This window comes from Microbacterium schleiferi (assembly GCF_038150145.1).
Lineage (GTDB): Bacteria > Actinomycetota > Actinomycetes > Actinomycetales > Microbacteriaceae > Microbacterium > Microbacterium schleiferi_B.
In genome coordinates this window covers 189986-208986 of the sequence record NZ_JBBWSA010000001.1, presented here as the reverse complement: position 1 = coordinate 208986, position 19001 = coordinate 189986, and the positions used below count along the sequence as shown (strand labels likewise).

At 67.8% G+C, this 19001-nt stretch carries 16 protein-coding genes; 5 read left to right on the top strand and 11 right to left on the bottom strand.

The features are described 5' to 3' along the window. Positions 1–7 precede the first annotated feature (7 nt). Genes AADH62_RS00895 through AADH62_RS00880 form a run of 4 tightly spaced genes read right to left on the bottom strand, consistent with a single transcriptional unit; the run spans position 8 to position 4313 of the window. On the bottom strand, positions 8–1084 hold the full coding sequence (locus AADH62_RS00895) for a hypothetical protein (RefSeq protein ID WP_341577851.1): 1077 nt from the start codon (positions 1082–1084) through the stop codon (positions 8–10). Continuing rightward, a complete protein-coding gene (locus tag AADH62_RS00890; RefSeq protein WP_341577850.1) occupies positions 1081–2340 on the bottom strand; it encodes an ATP-binding protein in 1260 nt (419 codons plus the stop codon). Before AADH62_RS00890 ends, AADH62_RS00895 begins: the two co-directional genes overlap by 4 nt. Continuing rightward, complete coding sequence (locus AADH62_RS00885; RefSeq protein ID WP_300591951.1) at positions 2337–3011, bottom strand: response regulator transcription factor; 675 nt, start codon at positions 3009–3011, stop codon at positions 2337–2339. The genes AADH62_RS00890 and AADH62_RS00885 overlap by 4 nt, the downstream gene beginning before the upstream one ends. 9 nt (positions 3012–3020) lie before the next feature. Next, positions 3021–4313, bottom strand: coding sequence for a class I SAM-dependent RNA methyltransferase (locus AADH62_RS00880; protein ID WP_300591949.1), 1293 nt, complete (start codon positions 4311–4313; stop codon positions 3021–3023). A gap of 35 nt (positions 4314–4348) precedes the next feature. Here AADH62_RS00880 and AADH62_RS00875 point away from each other — a divergent pair, with 35 nt between their 5' ends. After that, positions 4349–5017, top strand: a complete 669-nt coding sequence (locus tag AADH62_RS00875) for a Maf family protein (RefSeq protein ID WP_341577849.1) — start codon at positions 4349–4351, stop codon at positions 5015–5017. A gap of 78 nt (positions 5018–5095) precedes the next feature. Further along, a complete protein-coding gene (locus AADH62_RS00870; protein ID WP_341577848.1) occupies positions 5096–6862 on the top strand; it encodes an acetyl/propionyl/methylcrotonyl-CoA carboxylase subunit alpha in 1767 nt (588 codons plus the stop codon). Positions 6863–7028: 166 nt separating this feature from the next. Here the strand turns inward: AADH62_RS00870 and AADH62_RS00865 are convergent, their stop codons facing one another. Further along, positions 7029–8477 carry an NAD(P)H-quinone dehydrogenase gene (locus tag AADH62_RS00865; protein WP_341577847.1) on the bottom strand — a complete coding sequence of 483 codons (1449 nt, stop codon included), beginning with the start codon at positions 8475–8477 and terminating at the stop codon, positions 7029–7031. 63 nt (positions 8478–8540) lie between these two features. Between AADH62_RS00865 and AADH62_RS00860 the strand changes: the two genes are divergently transcribed. Beyond that, positions 8541–9374 carry a purine-nucleoside phosphorylase gene (locus tag AADH62_RS00860; RefSeq protein ID WP_341577846.1) on the top strand — a complete coding sequence of 278 codons (834 nt, stop codon included), beginning with the start codon at positions 8541–8543 and terminating at the stop codon, positions 9372–9374. Continuing rightward, the gene (locus AADH62_RS00855; protein WP_341577845.1) at positions 9374–11038 is read left to right on the top strand and encodes a phospho-sugar mutase; all 1665 of its coding nucleotides are present in this window, start codon (positions 9374–9376) and stop codon (positions 11036–11038) included. The genes AADH62_RS00860 and AADH62_RS00855 overlap by 1 nt, the downstream gene beginning before the upstream one ends. 96 nt (positions 11039–11134) lie before the next feature. Here AADH62_RS00855 and AADH62_RS00850 read toward each other — a convergent pair whose 3' ends face one another. From AADH62_RS00850 to AADH62_RS00825, 6 genes are all read right to left on the bottom strand, one after another. Then, a complete protein-coding gene (locus tag AADH62_RS00850; protein WP_341577844.1) occupies positions 11135–12283 on the bottom strand; it encodes a mannitol-1-phosphate 5-dehydrogenase in 1149 nt (382 codons plus the stop codon). 13 nt (positions 12284–12296) lie between these two features. Continuing rightward, a complete protein-coding gene (locus AADH62_RS00845) occupies positions 12297–12734 on the bottom strand; it encodes a PTS sugar transporter subunit IIA (RefSeq protein WP_228177532.1) in 438 nt (145 codons plus the stop codon). 106 nt (positions 12735–12840) lie between these two features. Further along, entirely contained in the window at positions 12841–14376 is a 1536-nt protein-coding gene (locus AADH62_RS00840; RefSeq protein ID WP_341577843.1) for a PTS mannitol transporter subunit IICB, read from the bottom strand. Then, on the bottom strand, positions 14373–16061 hold the full coding sequence (gene ptsP, locus AADH62_RS00835) for a phosphoenolpyruvate--protein phosphotransferase (protein WP_341577842.1): 1689 nt from the start codon (positions 16059–16061) through the stop codon (positions 14373–14375). Before ptsP ends, AADH62_RS00840 begins: the two co-directional genes overlap by 4 nt. Before the next feature lie 2 nt (positions 16062–16063). After that, a complete protein-coding gene (locus tag AADH62_RS00830; protein WP_341577841.1) occupies positions 16064–16339 on the bottom strand; it encodes an HPr family phosphocarrier protein in 276 nt (91 codons plus the stop codon). Between the two features lie 20 nt (positions 16340–16359). Further along, the gene (locus tag AADH62_RS00825; RefSeq protein WP_341577840.1) at positions 16360–16677 is read right to left on the bottom strand and encodes a PTS sugar transporter; all 318 of its coding nucleotides are present in this window, start codon (positions 16675–16677) and stop codon (positions 16360–16362) included. Between the two features lie 195 nt (positions 16678–16872). On the opposite strand from AADH62_RS00825, the gene AADH62_RS00820 reads away from it, so the two are divergent. Beyond that, positions 16873–18780, top strand: coding sequence for a BglG family transcription antiterminator (locus AADH62_RS00820; protein ID WP_341578012.1), 1908 nt, complete (start codon positions 16873–16875; stop codon positions 18778–18780). The last annotated feature ends 221 nt before the right edge of the window (positions 18781–19001 follow it).

The window sequence follows — 19001 nt, the reverse complement described above, 5'->3', positions numbered from 1 at the left end:
ACGGCTGTCAGGCCCCAGCGTCGGGGTCGGCGGGGAATCGAGTGATCTCGGTCCACAGGTCGACGGTGTCTTCGTCGCTGAGGCCGCGACCGGCATCCGATCTACCGACGACCGTTACCGCGACGCTCTCGTGGGGGGACGTGCGGATATAGAGCCGGTCAGAATGCGCCGAGCGGAGAGCTGTGACCAGACGCTCGCGGATACTCGCCAGCCCCTCGGGGTCGATGCCGTCCAGGCCTCCCTCATCGAGAACCGTGACGGTCGCGCCACGGCGGCGGGCTGACTCGAGTTCGTGGCGAACCGCATCGTCGAGCAGGCGCGCTCCGCGCAGTTCGTCGCGCAGACTTCCCTCGGCAAGCCTCGCCTCGACGCGTTCGTCGGGGGTCAACGCTCCGCCCTGCGCGATCGTGCGCGCAAGCACCGGACCAGCTACCGACAGCGCTCGCTGAATCTGCACGCGGCGCTCCCGCTGACGCACGGTGTGGGCTGCCTGCCACGCCGATGCCGCGCGCTGCAGTTCCACGAGCTTCGCGGTGTCTTTGGCGGCACGATCGGTGAGCATCACCAGAAGCTGCGCCAACCCCACCCACAGGATCGAGCCGACAAGACCCTTCTCGAGCGCGTCGAGGATGCCGAGCCAGAACCACGAGACCGCGGCGAGGAGACCGATACCCACCCACGCGAAGATCGGGCGACGCCTCACCATGACGATGACCATCAGAGCGCCGATGCCGCCGAGATACCAGACGACGTAGGGCTCCTCGATCGCCTCCCGCGGCACAGCCAGCGACAGCGCATTGGGAACGATGACCGTCGTCCCCAACGCCATGAGCGCAGCTGCCAGCGGCATCCGATCGGACGACGCGCGCGGCGCCACCGCGGGCGCGGCCGGCGTGACGTCGTCGTCGTCGGGATCCCGGTTGCCCCACAGCAGCGCGACCCCGGTGGTCACGACGTAGAGCGCCACGGAGGCGACGAGCACGAGAGGTTCGGTGAACGGGCCGGTCCACCACAGCCCCCGCACCGCCAGGTATGCGGTGAACGCAAAGGCCAAGCCGATGAGGAGCCGGCGGACGCTGATCATGCTCGGGCCCCCTGCCACGTGAGGCGCACGAGCGTTCCGCTCGAGTCGGACGTGATGTGCACGGTGCCACCGACGGCTGCAACCCGAGCAATGATCGACCCGCGTATTCCGAGTCGGTCATCCGGGACCGTGTCGAGATCGAACCCATCGCCGAGGTCCTGCACCTCGATGTGCAGCCGCTGGGTGTCATGCTCGTGGCGGGCGGACACCGTCAGGCCGATACCGCCCGCGTGCTCGATCGAATTGGCAATCGCCTGCATAGCGGCGAGGATCAGCGCGTTCGCGACCCGACCAGGGATCTCGGGCGCGTCGTGGCCGTACGCGCGTTCCACGACAAGATCGACACCGAGCCCGCGGGCGCCACGTTCGACTTCCTCGACGAGCGTCCCGAAAGGTCGAGGGGCGTCGCTACCAAGACCCACATCGGTTTCGGCGTTCGCAAGTCGCGTCAGTGCCTCCCGCGCCATCGCCACGGCAAGGCCCTGCTCACGCGGCGTTTGCGCGCGCTCAGAGGCGATGAGTGCCGCGAGGACGCTGTCGTGCATGAGGGCTGCGACAGCGACGCGCTCGCTCTCAGCCGCTTCGGTGACCGCCGCGGCGGTGTATGTCTCCACCGCAGTGCGGCGTGACTCGTCGACATTGTCGGCGATCGAGCGAAACATCCAGCCCAGGGTCACGAAGACCCCGCCCAGGATGATGGCGAACGAGACGTCCAGCAGCGTCGGCCACCAGAAATCAACAGCGAATCCAGCCTGGGCCAAGCGGGTGATCCCGAACAGCACGGGCACGAAGACCGTCCACGCCATCTGCCAGACCAACGGCAGAAACATGATCGAGGACGCCGTGACCACGCTGACGAGGAACCACGTCCACGGCGGATCCGACGCCGGGATGTCCTGCCCCGCCACGACGAATGGCCAGGCGACGAGCGTCACGACGAAGACGGCGCAGAAGGCTATCGCGGCGGGTGGGATGCTCCGACCCACGACATAGGTCACGAGCAGGGCCGTCAGCGACCCGAAGTTCGCGACCATGAAGGCCACGTGCCACGCTTCGGGCTCCTGCACCGAGCCCAGTGCCGCCACGAACGCCTGCGCACCGAGAGCGAGCGATCCGACAGCCAAGACGATGCTGATCATCCGCTCGATCCGCCGCCGGGTGAACGACCCGAGCCCCGCCGTCGGATCGTGGGCAAGGGGAATCTGCGCCCACGCGGCGGCCAGCGCTCGCTCGCGGGGGTGAGTGTCGGCGCTCATCGCTTGTCCGATGCTCCGGCAGCGAACCCGTCAGCCGAGACGAGGCCGTCTTCCAGCGCACGACGAATGAGGTCGAACTTCGTAGAAGCCGAGCGCCCAACCTCGACGTACTTGAGCCGCACGCGGCTGATGTTCTCTTTCGCCGTCGAATACGCGATGCCCAGGCGCTCCGCGACAGCTTTCAGAGGCAAGCCGGCGGCATACAGACGCAGCACATCTCGTTCCCGCGCCGACAGCTGCGCGTCCGCGAACTCACGATCGCCCTCGATGGCGCTCGCCCATTCGACGTTGTTCAGGGGATCGCCGTCGGCCACGGCGTGGATCGCCGAGATCACGTCATCGATCGGAGAGGCCTTGCTCACGACACCAATGGCCCCGGCGACGAGAGCTTCTCGCACTGCCGACGGTCGGTCCGCCACCGAGTGCACCAGAATGCTGGAGCCGTCGGCCACGAGCCGCCCGACGTTCTCTCGTACTGTCGTTCCGTCGCCCAGGGTGAGATCGAGCACGACCACGTCGACCGGTGGCGCGCTCGTCGCGCGCCGCCAGCGGACGTACTCGGTGACAGTGCTTCCCGAGAAAACCACCTCGGGACCCCCGTCTGTCACACACGCCGCCTCTACCCCCAAGCGGACGGACTCATGGTCATCGATCAGAGCCACCCGCGTCATGGGGTCACTCTACCGAGCAGCATCGGGTCTGAGCAGAGCGACAGCCTCCATGTGATGCGAATGGGGAAACAGATCGATGCCGCGGACGCGATCGGCTCGGTAGCCGTGGTCGGCGAAGCGGGCGAGATCGCGGGCGAGAGCTACCGGGTCGCACGCGACATAGACGATGGATGCCGGCCCCAAAGCTGCCAGATCGTCGACCACGGCAGCACCCGCGCCCGTACGGGGCGGGTCGAGCACGACGGTTCCGCGCGCGAGCCGTTCCCGGTCGCGGTCGCTTATCTTCTGGCGAAGTGCGCGCGTCCACCGGTCTACCCGCGCCGTCTCCACTCGCGCTCCGACCCACTCGGCGAGGTTCTCGCCGGCGTGCTCTGTGGCCTGCTCGTTCCCCTCGACCGAGGTGATGCGCGCCGCGGGGCCGGCCAGGTCACCCAGAAGCGCCCCGAAGAGGCCGACGCCGCCGTAGAGATCGAGGTGCCACCCGTCAGGGTCGATGCCGTCAGCGAGTTCTTCGGCGACGACGGTTGTGAGGGTGGATGCCGCCAGGCGGTGGACCTGCCAAAAGCCGCCGGCATCGACGCGGAAGCGCCGGGCACCGACGTGTTCGACCACGACCTCGCTGGGTCGTCGGGCTGAGCCACCACGTCGATCGGCGGCGTCGGGGCGCGGGAGCACGCGAACGTGGCCGTCGGCGGGCTGGACCAGGTCGACGCGCCCGGGTGCGTGACGTCCGAGCGCCGCGGCTGCCCGCTCGATCGCGGCCGTCGCCAGCGGCATGCTCTCGGTCGGAATGACGCGATGGCTGCGCGCGGCGTACGCACCCAGACGACCGTCATCGTCCACGTGCAACGAGACCCGGGTTCGCCACCGCGTGCCGTCGGGCTGCTCGGCAACGACGTGGTTGCCGACGGATGCCGGGCGAGGGCCCTCGAACTCGACGGGCACCTCCAGGTGGCCGGTGCGCTGCAGGGCTGTCGCCAGGATGTGCCGCTTGAGTTCGCGCTGGTGGCTGAGCTCGATGTGACCGAACTCGGCGCCCCCGGGCCGATCTACGGGATCGCGATCGACATCGGCTTCAGGCCAAATGTGGCGCTGGCGATGGGGCGATGGGTCGGTCACCTCGACGGTGTCCGCGCGCCAGAATGACGCCTTCGAAGCGTCGGTGAGCCGGGCGCGCACCCGTTCACCGGGGATCGTGTCTGCCGTGAACACCACGCGACCATCGAGCCTGCCGACGAACACGCCGCCGTGTGCGGCATCCGTGATCTCGAGGTCGACGATCTGTCCCACTTCGCCGGTCATGCATCGAGGATCTCACGGCCCGCTACCTTGGAACGATGCGCGTCCTGCTGGCATCCACCTCCCCGGCCCGGCGCGCACTGCTGCACCAGGCCGGTATCGAACCGCTCACCATGGCTCCGGAGGTCGATGAAGATGCGGTCATCCACGCCGTCGAGACAGCCGAGGGGCGAACGCTCCCGCCGGACGAACATGTGTTGCTGCTCGCACGACGCAAAGCCCTGGATGTCGTCGCGCGGCTCGCGCTCGAGGACGCCGAATTCGACGGGCTCGTGATCGGTGGCGACTCGATGTTCGAGCTCGACGGCCGGGTGCTGGGTAAACCGCACGAGCCGTCCATCGCAACCGAGCGGTGGCACGCGATGCGGGGGCGTACCGGCATCCTGCACTCCGGGCACAGTGTGTATCGCGTCATCCCCGGGCAGACTCCGATCGAAGCCCATGCGGTGGCTTACGCCTCGGTGACGTTCGTCGACGACATGACGGATGCCGAGATCGAGGCCTACGTCGCAACTGGCGAACCGCTCGCCGTTGCTGGCGCGTTCACGGTCGACAGCCTCGGCGGCCCGTTCATTTCCCGTGTGGAGGGCGATCCTTCAACAGTGGTCGGGATGTCACTGTCGACATTGCGAAGACTGGCTCGCGAGCTCGGCGTCGCGTGGACAGAGCTGTGGAATCGCTCAGAAGATTCAGCGCAGCATCCGTAGACCTCGCTGCACGTTCACCGGGGTTTCTTGTCGGATCAATCCAATTTCGCACCCTGGGGCCTCGGTAGGCTGACATCCATGCCTCACATCGCCAAGGTCCTCGTAGCGAACCGCGGCGAGATCGCCGTCCGCATCATCCGCGCAGCACGGGACGCCGGCAAGGGCTCGGTGGCGGTGTACGCCGACCAGGATCGCGACGCTCTGCACGTCCGCCTCGCCGACGAAGCGTACGCCCTAGAGGGCGTAACGAGCGCCGACACCTACCTCTCGATCGACAAGATCCTTTCGATCGCCCGGCGCTCGGGTGCCGACGCGGTTCACCCTGGCTACGGCTTTCTGGCCGAAAACGCCGAGTTCGCGCGCGCCGTAATCGCCGCCGGCCTCACCTGGATCGGCCCTTCCCCGGAAGCGATCGAAGCACTCGGCGACAAGGTCACCGCGCGCCACGTCGCCGAGAAGGTGGGCGCGCCGCTCGCCCCCGGGACCCCCGGCCCCGTCTCTGGCGCCGACGAGGTTCTCGCGTTCGTCGATACCCACGGGTTGCCGATCGCGATCAAGGCAGCGTACGGCGGCGGCGGGCGCGGCCTGAAGGTCGCCCGCTCTCGCGACGAGGTTGCCGAGCTCTTCGAGTCAGCAACGCGGGAGGCAATTGCAGCCTTCGGGCGCGGCGAGTGCTTCGTGGAGAAGTACCTTGACCGACCTCGTCACGTCGAAACCCAGTGCCTCGCGGATGCCGAGGGCACGGTTGTGGTCATCTCCACCCGTGACTGCTCGCTGCAGCGACGCCATCAAAAGCTTGTCGAAGAGGCACCGGCACCGTTCCTGAGCGACGAACAGCACCGCATCCTCGTCGGATCGTCCAAGGCGATCCTGCGCGAGGTCGGTTACCTCGGCGCCGGCACGTGTGAGTTCCTCATCGGGGCCGACGGCACGATCTCGTTCCTGGAGGTGAACACGCGCCTGCAGGTCGAGCACCCCGTCTCGGAGGAGGTCACGGGGATCGATCTCGTCCGCGAGCAGTTCCGCCTCGCCGAGGGAGAAGCGCTCGGCTACGACGACCCCGAAGCAGTCGGCCATTCCATCGAGTTCCGCATCAACGGCGAAGACCCGGGCCGGAACTTCCTGCCCCAGCCCGGCGACATCCACGTCTTCAAGACCTTCGGTGGTCCCGGCATCCGCCTCGACTCGGGTGTGACAGCGGGCGACTCCGTCAGCGGTGCGTTCGACTCGCTGCTGGCCAAGATCATTGTGACCGGCCGTGATCGCGCCGAGGCGCTGGACCGCGCTCGGCGGGCACTCGACGAGTTCGAAGTGGCCGGGATGCCGACAGTGCTGCCCTTCCATCGCAAGGTCGTGCGCGACCCCGCCTTCACGGCCGAGAACGGTCAGTTCGGGGTCTACACAAGCTGGATCGAAACCGCTTTCGACAATGACATCCCGGCCTGGGATGGCGAGCTCGGCGCACCGCGCGCGGAGGAGTCCCGCCACACCGTGGTCGTCGAGGTCGCCGGAAAGCGCCTCGAGGTGAGTCTGCCCGACCGCGTCGTGACGGCACCTGCCGGCCGCGGGCGTCCCGCTGTTGTGCCGCCGTCGCGCCGCTCGCACGCTGGCAGCGCCGTGTCAGGCGCCTCGGGCGACGCGGTGATGGCGCCGATGCAGGCGACGGTCGTGAAGATCGCCGTCGAGGACGGCCAGCAGGTCGTCAAGGGTGACCTGGTGCTCGTTCTCGAGGCGATGAAGATGGAACAGCCGATTCAGGCGCACAAGGATGGCGTCATCGGCGCGATCAATGCCACGCCCGGTGCGACGGTGTCGGCGGGGCATCCCCTGCTCACCATCTCCTGAGACGGCCTCCGCGTCCCGTTCAGTCGCGCCTACCTGCGAGGTGCGCGCGCAATCATCCGCACGACGACGCGACCGAAACGGAAGAGTGCCGAATCTCAGTCGCGCCGATCTGTGGGGTCAGACCGGACCCATCCGCACGACGACGCGACCGAAACGGAAGAGCGACCTATTCTTCGGGCTCGTCGCGGTCGACGATGTGCATTGCGCGCGCGGCGTCCGTGATGGTGCCGGCCAGCGACGGGTACACCGCGAACACCCGGGAGACCTGGTCGACCGTGAGGCGACGCTCGACGGCGATCGCGATCGGATAGATGAGCTCGGACGCACGGGGCCCGACAATGACGCCGCCCACGACCGTGCCGCTGCCCTCGCGGGCGATGAGCTTAACGAAGCCATCCGAGATCCCCATCATCTTCGCCCGGGGGTTCGACGACAGGGGCAGCTTGTGGACGACACCGCCAATAAGGCCTGCGGCGATGTCTTCCTCACCCCACCCGACGGTTGCGATCTCGGGCGCCGTGAAGATGTTGGCGGTGATACGGCGCTTCTCGAGCGGGATGACGACATCACCGAACGCGTGGAAGACGGCCGTGCGCCCCTGCATAGCCGCAACGGATGCCAGGGGGAAGAAGTTCGTGCAGTCGCCGGCGGCGTAGATGTTCGGGACGGAGGTTCGTGCCACTCGGTTGACGCGGATGTGCCCGCTCTGGGTCAGCTGCACACCGGCCTGTTCGAGACCGATGCCCGCGGTGTTCGGAATTGAGCCGACAGCCATCAGGCAGTGGCTCCCCTCGACGCGGGTGCCGTCCGAGAGGGTCACGACCACACCGTCGCCTTCGCGCACCACGGACTTGGCTCGCGACTTGGGAAGAAGCGTCATACCACCGCGCAAGAAGACGCTCTCGATGACGGCAGCGGCATCCTTGTCTTCACCCGGCAGAACCTGATCACGACTCGAGATGAGAGTGACCTTGGAACCCAGGTTCATGTACGCCGAGGCGAATTCTGCACCGGTCACACCCGAGCCGACGACGATGAGGTGCTCGGGCAGCGTCTTCATGTCGTAGAGCTGCGTCCAGGTCAGGATGCGTTCGCCGTCGGGCTTGGCGCTGGCAAGCTCCCGCGGTGAGGCGCCCACCGAGATCACAAGGGTGTCGGCTTCGACGCGGTCGAAGTCCGTGCCGCCGGGGCCCGTCGAGACGACGACAGCGTTGTCATCCTCGACGCGACCGTGCCCCTCGAGGATCGTGACCCCCGCCTGCAGCAAAGACGCACGCATGTCTTCGGACTGCTGGCGCGCCAGGGCGAGGAGCCGCTTGTTCACCTGCGCGAGGTTGATCGCGATCTCGGGCTTGAGCGGACGCCCGTCCCCACCCTTGGCGAACAGCTGCACACCCAGCTCGCCGGCGCCGGCGATAGCGACAGCTGCGTCGGCCGTCGCGATAAGTGTCTTGGACGGCACAACGTCAGTGATGACCGCGGATCCGCCGACGCCGGCCCGCTCGACGAGCGTGACATCCGCCCCGAGTTGCGCTGCCGCGAGCGCCGCCTCGTATCCGCCGGGGCCCCCGCCGATGATCGCGACGGATTGGGTGCGCTCGAAGCTCAAAGACATGCGTCCATTGTTTCAGCACGGCCCCCGTTGTTCACGCCAGCGCAAGGTTCCTAGAGTGGGAGCATGTCAGACACGCTGAGCAACCCGCTCGATGATCCTCACGCCGACCCCTTCGAGGTCGCGCGCACCGCTGCATCCGATATCGCTCGTCTCACTGGTGTCGAGCATCATGACATCGCACTGACCCTGGGAAGCGGCTGGGGGAAGGCAGCCGACCTCCTCGGCGAGACCGTCGCGACGATTGCGGCGACGGATGTCACGGGCTTCAGCAAGCCGGCATTGGAAGGGCACGTGGGGTCGCTGCGCAGCATCCGAACCCCCCAGGGCAAGCACGTGCTCGTCATCGGCGCGCGCACCCACTACTACGAGGGTCACGGGCCGCGCCGCGTCGTGCACAGTGTGCGCACCGCAGCGGCGACAGGCGCGAAGACGATGGTGCTCACCAACGGCGCTGGCGGCATCAAGCCGTCGTGGAAGCCGGGTCAGCCCGTGCTCATCAGCGACCACATCAACCTCACTGGCGCGTCCCCCCTCGAGGGCGCGACCTTTATCGACCTAACCGACCTCTACTCGCTGCGACTGCGAGACGTTGCCCGGATGGTGGATCCGACCCTCGATGAGGGCGTGTACTGCCAGTTCCGCGGCCCCCAGTACGAAACTCCGGCCGAGGTCCGGATGGCAAAGACCATCGGCGGACACATCGTCGGGATGTCGACCGCCCTCGAGGCCATCGCCGCGCGCCAAGCCGGCATGGAGATCCTCGGGTTCTCGCTCATCACGAACATGGCTGCCGGCATCCAGACGACCCCGCTCAGCCATCAAGAAGTGATCGAGGCCGGCAAAGAAGCCGAGCCGGTGATTTCGGCGCTGCTGGCGCGCGTCATCGGCGAGCTGTGATGGCGCTGATCGACACAGCCCGGGCCTGGCTCGAGCAAGATCCCGATCCGGTCACGCGGGAAGAACTCGCCGCGCTGTTGGAAGCAGCGGATGCCGGTGACGCCGCTGCGCTGGGCGAGCTCGACGATCGCTTTGGCACTCGCCTCGCGTTTGGAACCGCGGGGCTTCGGGGCGCGCTGGGAGCCGGATCGAACCGGATGAACCGGGTCCTCGTGACACAGGCCGCGGCGGGTCTTGCCGCGTATCTGCGCGAGCGAGCAGGGGCTGACGCCACCCCTCGCGTGGTCATCGGGTATGACGGACGTCGGAACTCCGATGTCTTCGCTCGGGACTCGGCGGAGATCTTCGCGGGAGCGGGGTTCGAGGCCGTGCTGCTGCCCCGGCTGCTCCCGACTCCCGTGCTCGCGTTCGCCGTACGCCACCTGGATGCCGCAGCCGGTGTCATGGTGACGGCATCGCACAATCCGCCCGACGACAATGGCTACAAGGTGTATCTCGGCGGCGCTGACGCCGGGTCGCAGATCGTGTCGCCAGCGGATGCCGAGATCGCGGCTCACATCGACGCGGTGGCTGGTGACGACATCCGTGATCTGCCGCGCGGCTCGGGGTACGAGATCGCGCCGGAGTCCGTTGTCGACGCCTACGTCAAGGCTACAGCGGCGGTCGCTCCCGCAGGTCCCGGAGCGGACGGGATGCGGTGGGTCTACACCGCCATGCACGGCGTCGGGTGGGAGACGCTCGCCCGCATCCTCGACGCTGCCGGGTATCCGGCGCCGACGCCGGTGACCGCCCAGATCGAGCCCGACGGGCGGTTCCCGACCGTGTCGTTCCCAAACCCCGAAGAGCCCGGGGCGATGGACCTTGCCTTCGAGACGGCTCGGCAGGTCGGGGCGGAGTTCATCCTCGCCAACGACCCAGATGCTGATCGACTCGCCGTTGCGGTGCCCGACCCGGCCGCGCCGGAGGAGTGGCGGCGCCTGACCGGGAACCAGATCGGGCTGCTCCTCGGGTGGCGCGCGGCGCGGGCGGCGGATGCGGCATCCGGTGCAACCCTCGCCTGCTCCCTGGTGTCTTCACCAGGCCTCGCTGCCGTCGCCGAGCACTACGGGCTGGGCTTTGCGGCAACCCTCACCGGGTTCAAGTGGATCTCCCGTGCCCCGGGAATGATCTACGGGTTCGAGGAGGCTCTCGGCTACCTCGTGAACCCCGAGACCGTACGCGACAAGGACGGGATTTCGGCGGCGGTCGCGATGCTGGGGATGATCGCCGAAGCGCGAGCATCCGGTCGCACGGTCGGTGACCTGTTGGCCGAGTTCGACGAGACATTCGGCGCGTTCGCCAGCGACCAGATCTCGCTGCGGGTGAGCGATCTGTCGCTGATCGGCCGGATGATGTCGGCGCTTCGGGCAGCTCCCCCGGCGGCGATTGGCGGCGTGACGGTGGCGCGCATTGACGACCTGCTGCACGGGGTCGACGGCCTTCCGCCCGGCGACGTGCTCCGCCTATGGCTCGAAGACGGGTCTCGCATCATCATCCGGCCCAGCGGCACCGAGCCCAAGCTCAAGGTGTATCTCGATGTTCGCGCAGAGACGGCCGACGCGGCATCCACCCGCCTGACCGATCTGGCCGCCGGCGCGCGCGACTTGCTCGCCGCCGTCAGCTGACGGGGCCGCAGCCAACTCCTCGAATCCGGGTCCGGGGCGCAGCCGCGGCGCCGCGAACGCGCGGTTTGCCGGCGATGTTGAGGAGTTGGCTGCGGCTCACAGCTGGCGCTGGCGGGCGTGGACGACCTCGAGAAGGTCGACGAACAGCGGATGCTGGGGTGTCAGGCCCGCGATCCGAGTCACGGCGGCGGCGGCATCCGTATCGCGAAGCAGCTGCTGCAGCTCCTGGGACTGCGGGTCGTCGGGGTCGTCGAACTCCAGGGCAGCACCGACAGCCGCGAGCAGTCCCGACACCGACATCCCCCGCTCCGCGGCCTCAGCGGCAGGGCCGATGAATCGCTCGTGCCGCGACAGCTTGCGCAGCGGCTGGCGCCCGACCCGACCGACGGTGTCGGGCAGCGCAGGGTTCTGGAATCGCCGCAGGATCGTCGCCCGATAGTCGGCGAGCTCTTCGACGGGCAGTTCGTGCTTGGCCGTCAGAAGCGCCGAGGTCTCTTCGAGGGCCGCGATCACCTGACCTGCGATCGCTGGGTCGGCGAGAGTCTGCGCGATCGTCACGTGCCCGGCGCGAGCGCCGAGGTACGCGGCTGCGGCGTGCCCGGTGTTGACGGTGAAGAGCTTGCGCTCGATGTAGGGCGCGAGGTCGTCGACGAAGTGGGCGCCGGGAATCTGCGGCGGGTCGTCGCCGAACGGCGGCCGCTCGATGGCCCATTCGAAGAAGGGCTCAACGGTGACATCCACCCCGGCACCCTCAGGCTGCGCCGGCACGATTCGGTCGACGGCGGTGTTCGCGAAGACGGCCCGGGCCTGGAGGTCAGTCCAGCTCTCCCCCGCGGCTGCGGCGACCTCATCCCGCAGCAGGTCGGTTGCGTTGATGGCATTCTCACACGCCATCACGTGGAGCGCCGCCTGCGAGGCCTCCCGCGCGGCGAGCCCTGCGGCGATGTGCGGGGCGACGAATCGAAGGACAGTCGGACCCACAGCGGTCGTTACCACGTCGGCCGTCGCGATCTCAGCCACGAGAGCATCGGGGTCGGTGGCGGAGTTGATCGCCCGAAACCCCGTCACCGTCTTGTCGACACCACCCTCGCCGACCTCGTGGACGGTATACGAGGATGCCGCGTTGATCGCATCGACCAGGGGCGCCGCGACATCCGAGAACACAAGCTCGTAGCCGCCCTCGTGGAGGAGCAGCCCGACGAAGCCGCGTCCGATGTTGCCCGCGCCGAAGTGGACGGCCTTCATGACTGCCTCCTCCTCAGACGCCGGCGGCGGAGACGATGGCGAACAGGTCGTCGCTTGTCGCGGCAGCCTTTAGTCTTGCGACGTCATCCTCGTCGGAGAACAGGATCGCGATCTGCGACAGGATCTCGAGGTGCTCATCGCCGACACCGGCGATACCGACGACGAAGGTCACGGTTTCGCCGTCCCAGTCGACGCCGCCGTCGTACCTGACGACGGACAGGGCCGACGCGAGGATGGCGTCCTTGGCGTCGTTCGTGCCGTGCGGGATCGCAAGCTCATTGCCCATGTAGGTCGAGACGGTCTGCTCGCGGGCAAGCATCGCGTCGTAATACGCCGAGGTCACTGCTCCGGCAGCGACCAGAAGATCTGCCGCCTCCCGGATCGCTTCGTCCCGCGTTGCCGAGCCCGCATGAATCCGCACGCGGTCGCTCGTGAGAACCTCACTGGTCATAATGAAACCTTCCTCCCCGGGAAAATTGCCGTCTCGTCGCATACGGGTGACGAGACGAAGGACGAGGGTGCGGGGCGGCCTGCGCCGCCCCGCACCGACTCATCGGTTATGCACCATCCTGGTGCTGGTCGCGGACCAGCTCCACAACCTCGTCGTACTTCGGCGAGTTCATGAAGTTGTCGACCGACACATGTACGGCATCCGGAGTCTTCTGCCGGGCCCGGTCGGTGAGCTGGTTCTGCGTGATCACCAGGTCGGCGGAAGCATCCAGATTCGCGATCGCCTTGTTGGTGACCGTGACATCGGTGATCCCCGCCTTCGTGATCTTGTTGCGCAGCACGCTCGCGCCCATCGCGGACGAGCCCATGCCGGCATCGCACGCGAACACGATGTTCTTGATCTCTTTCTGGGCGGTCGCCGCTCCGGCGCGCTCGGAACGCAGACCCTGGAGGTAAGCCGACTCCTTGCCCTTGGCGTTCTCGCTCTGCGTGATCGCGGCACCGAACGCGTCGTCGGTGTCTGCCATAGCCTGCAGATCACGCTTGCGCGAGGCCCGCAGAATCAGAGCCGAGACCAGGAAGGTCACGGCCGCCGAAAGAACGACAGACAGGATGACGGCGAAGTACGCCCCGGGAGCAGTCTGAAGCATCACGGCGATGATGCTTCCCGGCGCCGCCGGTGCGCGCAGGGCGCCACCGAGCAGCATGTTGGTCGTGACCCCGGTCATGCCACCGGCGATCAGACCGAGGATCAGGGCAGGCTTCATGAGCGCGTACGGGAAGTACACCTCGTGGATACCGCCGAAGAACTGGATGATCGCAGCACCCGGGGCCGACGCGCGAGCTGCGCCGAGACCGAAGAATGTGAAGGCAAGCAGCAGTCCGACGCCGGGGCCGGGGTTGGCCTCGAGCAGGAACAGGATCGACGATCCACTCTCGGCTGCTTCCGACAGACCCAGGGGGGTCAGCACGCCGTGGTTGATGGCGTTGTTGAGGAAGAACACCTTCGCCGGCTCGATGATGATGCTCGTCAGCGGCAGCAGGTTCATGTCGACCAGCCAGTTCACGGCGTTGCCGAGCACCTGCATGATCCCGTTCACCAGCCAGGCGATCGGGTAGAACCCCACGACCGCCATGACGAAGCCCCAGATTCCCGCCGAGAACATGTTCACGAGCATCTCGAAGCCAGCGCGGACCTTGCCTTCCCACAGGCTGTCGAGCAGCTTCATGGTCCAAGCTGCGAGAGGACCAAGAATCATCGCACCGATGAACATGTGGATCTGGCCGAGCTGATCAGCCCCCTCGGGGAGCGCCGCATTGAAGTTCGCGATCAGCAGGTCGGAGCCCGCGATCGCACCCATCGTCGCGATGGAACCGACGACGCCCCCACGGACGCCGTACACCATGGTTCCGCCGGTGTAGGCGATCAGAATCGGCAACAGGTAGTGGATGAAGGGACCCACGATGGTCGCGAGATCCGCGTTCGGCGTCCAGCCGACACCGATGAAGAACGCGGTGAAGATACCCCACGCGATGAGCGCGGGGATGTTCGGCATGATCATGCCGGAGAGGAAGGTACCGAATCGCTGAACTGCGACTCGGGCGCCTCCCTGCTTCGCCACTCCAGGCGACGTCGTTGTCATTGCATTCTCTCTTTCTGTGAGTCGGAGGCTGCGTGTGCCGCCTCCCGTGCGGTTGCCGCATCCGTTGCGGCCATCGCGGCCTCGGCGATGCGCCGGGCATCGTCGAGGGAGTAGGTGAGCAGGGTCGCGCGCACGTCGGCGAGCGCCGTGGGCGCCATCGAGAGCGAGGTGGCTCCGAGCCCGACGAGCACGACGGCCAGCAGCGGGTCGGCTGCCGCTTCGCCGCAGATGCCGACGGGCTTGCCTGTCCGCGCGCCGGCTGCGCCGACCTCGCGGATGAGGCGCAGGACCGCCGGATGCCACGGATCCTGGTAACCCGCGACCGAACCGAGCAGGCGATCGGCGGCCAAGGTGTACTGCGTCAGGTCGTTCGTCCCGATGGAGGCGAAGTCCGCGTGCGCGAAGATGTGCTCGGCTAGGAGTGCCGAGGAGGGAACCTCGACCATGACCCCGGCGGTGCGGATGCCGTACTCCCGCGCGATCGTGGTGAAGTACTCAGCCTCATCAACGGTCGAGACCATGGGAGCCATGACCCACAGGTCGGCCCCGGAGCCGTCCTTCTTGGTCTGCCCGTCAGCCTCGGCGAGCGCGGTGAGCTGTTCGCGCAGGATGTCTTCGCTGGCACGGAGGGCCCGCAGGCCGCGCAGGCCCAGCGCGGGATTCTCTTCGTGGGCGTCGTTGAGGAAGGGCAGGGGCTTGTCGGCTCCGGCATCCAGGACGCGAACCACGACCTTCTTGCCAGCAAACGCCGCGAGGAGCTCGGCGTACGAGGCACGCTGCTGCTCGATAGTGGGCGCCGAGCTGGCGGAGAGGAAGAGGAACTCCGTGCGGAACAGGCCCACACCCTCGGCCCCGAGCGCGACGGCTTCGGCAGCCCCAGCCGGGTTTCCGAGGTTCGCCAGAAGTGGCACCGGCGTGCCGTCGGCAAGAGCTCCAGCGGTGATCGGGGCACCCGCTGCTGCCGCCCGCGCGTTCGCCCGGTTCTCGGCCCGAGTCAATTCGTCGGTTGTCGGTTCAGTCGTGACGGCGCCGGCCGCGGCATCCACGATCACGGTCTCGCCGTCGACCAGGTCGGCGGCGCCCGCAACACCCACGACCGCCACGATGCCCTTCTCGCGCGCGAGGATCGCGGTGTGCGAGGTCGGGCCGCCCTCCGTGGTCACCAGCGCCAAGACCTGATCGAGGTCGAGCAGGGCGGTGTCGGCTGGAGCAAGGTCTTTGGCGACGAGAACGAACGGATGCCCCGGCTCGGGAACTCCGGGGGCGGGAACACCCTGCAGCCGAGCGATCACACGCTGCGCGACATCGTCGAGGTCAGCGGCACGCTCGCCGAGGTAGCCGCCGACAGCTTCGAGCTGAGCGCGGAAGGACGCGAACGCCTCGTGCACGGCACGCTCGGCGGTCTTGCCCTGCGCGAGCGACGCATCGACCTCATCGGTGAGCGTCGGGTCCTCGGCCATCATGGCCTGCGCCTCGAGCACCTCCTGAGCCGCTCCCCCCGCCTGCTCTCCGCGCTTCTCGAGCTCCCGCGCGACAGCCGCGAGCGCCTCCTGGACCCGGGAGCGCTCCTCGTCGACCCCGATGGCGCTCGGGGTGTCATCGGGTGCGGGCAGGGGTTCCGCCATCCGTGCGACGGGGCCCTGGGCAACGCCCAGGCCGATGCCGACTCCTCGCAACTGCGCCATGATCAGGCGGCGTCGTGGTCGGTGGTGAGCAGTTCCGCGAGTGTGTCCAGAATCGCCTCCGCGCCGTCACCGTCGGCGGTCAGCGTGACGTAGTCGCCGTGCTCGACGCCGAGCGAGATGACACCGAGGATGCTCGCCGCGTTCACCGGAGCCCCGGCATCCTTCGCGATCGTGATCGGAATGCCGGCATCCTTCGCGGCCTGGGCGAACAGCTTTGCGGGGCGTGCGTGCAGGCCGTGTGACGAGCCGATGCGGACGGTGCGGGTGATCTCAGACATGGTTCCCTCCCTGGAACTGGCTATTCGGTGGCGGATGCGGCGCGAGCCGCGGTGAGGAGCTGAAGAATCCGCGAACCATCGCGGTCTTCAAAGGCATCGGACGGAAGAAGCACCGCGATCGACCCCGCGACGCTCGCGACGGCGCGGACCCGATCGAACGCGGATTCGAGATGAGGGCCCACAAGCACGATGTCCACGGGTTCAGTGAGACCCGCGAGGGTGTCCTCGGTTCCCGCAGCAACCTCAAGGGGTACGCCGCTTCGCACGGCGGCGCTTCTGAGCCGCTGTGCGACGAATGTGCTGGACGCACCTGCGCCGCATACCACGAGGATCCTCATCGACCCGCCTCCTTCGGATCGATTCTTGTGAGAACGCTGAGAGGCAACAACCAGTCCTTTTTCCGCGGGGGCGGAAGAGCGTTTCCGCCCCCGGAGCACTGCGCGAGCGCTCGTCATGATTGACTGACACGGTCGAGGACGCGCCTGGTGCGACCTCGCGCGAGGAGTTCGGTGACACGACCACGACAAGACCGGATGCTGAGCCTGCTCGTCCGGGAGGGCGAGTGGGTCACTGCCGCGACCCTCGCCGACGCCCTCGGTGTGACCCCGCGCAGCATCCGTTCGTATGTCACCGCCGTCAACGCGCGCGTCCCATCGGGCGCCGCGATCGAGTCGGGCCCGTCCGGGTATCGCGCCGGCGTCGACGCCGCAGCAGCACTCCGCGCGTCGGCGGCAGCTGACGCCGGGACGCCGCGAGACCGGCTCCACACGCTCGTCCGAGCGCTCCTGAACGATCCGGCCGGTATCGACGTGTTCGAGACCGCCGACGAGCTGCATGTGAGCCCCGCGACACTCGAGGCAGATCTGGGCCGAGTGCGGAGCCTGCTCGGGGGCACCGGCATCACTCTCGAACGGTCGGCTTCGATCGCGCGTCTTCGCGGTACGGAAGTCGCGCAGCGGCGACTGCTGAGTTCGCTCGCGCACGACGAGATGGAAGCCGGCGCGTTCGACTTCGATGCGCTGCGCCGATCCCTCGGCGGATCCTCCATGGGCGCCAATGTGTTCGGGCCGTTCAAGCCCGCGCTTGTCGCCCGCATGGGTGAGCTCGGGTACTACGTCAACGAGTTCGGCATCGCCGACGTGCTGATGCACATCGCCATCACCGCCGACCGGGCCTCGCAGGGCCGCTCGCTCGAGGCGACTACCGGCTCACCGATCTCGGAGGATCGTCGCGCCGTCGCAGAGGTTCTTGATGCCCTTGTGCGTGAACACATCGGGGTCGAGCTCGGACACGGCGACCTGGACCATCTGGCGATCCTCGTCCTCACGCGAGTGGTCGCTCCGGGCGCCGCAGCGCCGAGCGAGCGGGCGCGGGAGAACCTCGACCCCCACCTCGAACAGGTCGTTCGCGAGATCGTCCAGGACGCGGCATCCGAGTTTCTCGTCGACATCGCGCACGAGGATTTCGTCGTGCGGCTCTCGCTTCACGTGCAGAACCTCCGGCAGCGCGCTGCCGCCCAGGCATGGTCTCGAAACCCGCTCACCCGGTCGCTGAAGACGAGCTACCCGATGGTGTTCGAGGTCGCCGTCTTCATCGCGGGTCAACTCCACGAGCGTCTCGGCATTCCGCTGCTCGATGACGAGATCGCCTACATCGCGATGCACGTCGGTGGACGGCTGGAGCGCAGCCGCCGCAGCGAACAGCTGCTGACCGCGACCATCGTCTGTCCCGGGTACTACGAGCTACATGAACTGCTGCGTTCGAGCGTGGACCGCTCTCTCGGCCGCGCGATCGAGGTCATCGGCGTCGACACCCGCGCCGACCCCGACTGGGATGCGATCCACACCGACCTCGTGCTCTCGACGATCGACCCGCCGACGCCGTCGGAGCGGATCGTCAGGGTGCAGCCGTTTCTCACCGAGAGCGATGTCGATCGCGTGCAGGGGGCTGCGAGCCGCATCCGTCGCGGGCGGCGCCTGGCGCGGCTGCGCGCGGACCTCGCACGCTACTTCGTGGCCGGCGCGTTCAGCCGGGAGCTTGCCGCGGCAGGCAGCGAGGAAGACGCGATCCGGCTGCTGGGCGCACCCCTGGTCGCGGAGGGCGTCATCGACCAGGACTACATCGAGCGCGCCATCCACCGCGAGCAGCTCTCGTCGACGGCGTTCACGGATGCTCTCGCCGTTCCTCACGCGATCGGGATGACGGCAACGCGAACGGCGATCTCGGTCGGGGTCTCCGAGAGCTCGATCGCCTGGGGTGACTCGCGCGTTCAGGTTGTCGCGCTGGTGGCGTTCTCGGAGTCCGACCGCGCCGCGTTCCAAACGGTCTTCGAGCAGTTCGTCGAGGTGTTCTCCGAGCGTGAGAGCGTGCAGCGCATCGTCCGCCGGTCGACGGATCTCGCCGGTTTCCTCGACGAATTGGCCGCGGTCATCGACGGCTGATCCCTCTCCGGTTCACTACGCTCACAGTGTGGATGCCGACTCTGCCCCGCCCCCGCGACGACGCCGCTCGCGCGCGGTACGGATCGTTGGATGGATAGGGGCAAGTCTCGGCATCCTGTTGATCGTCGCCTTTGTGGGGATCGTCATCTACTCGCAGGTGGGCGTCATGGCAGCAGAGCCCGAGCCGCTTGCTGCCGTGCAGGCTAATCCCGCGATCTCGA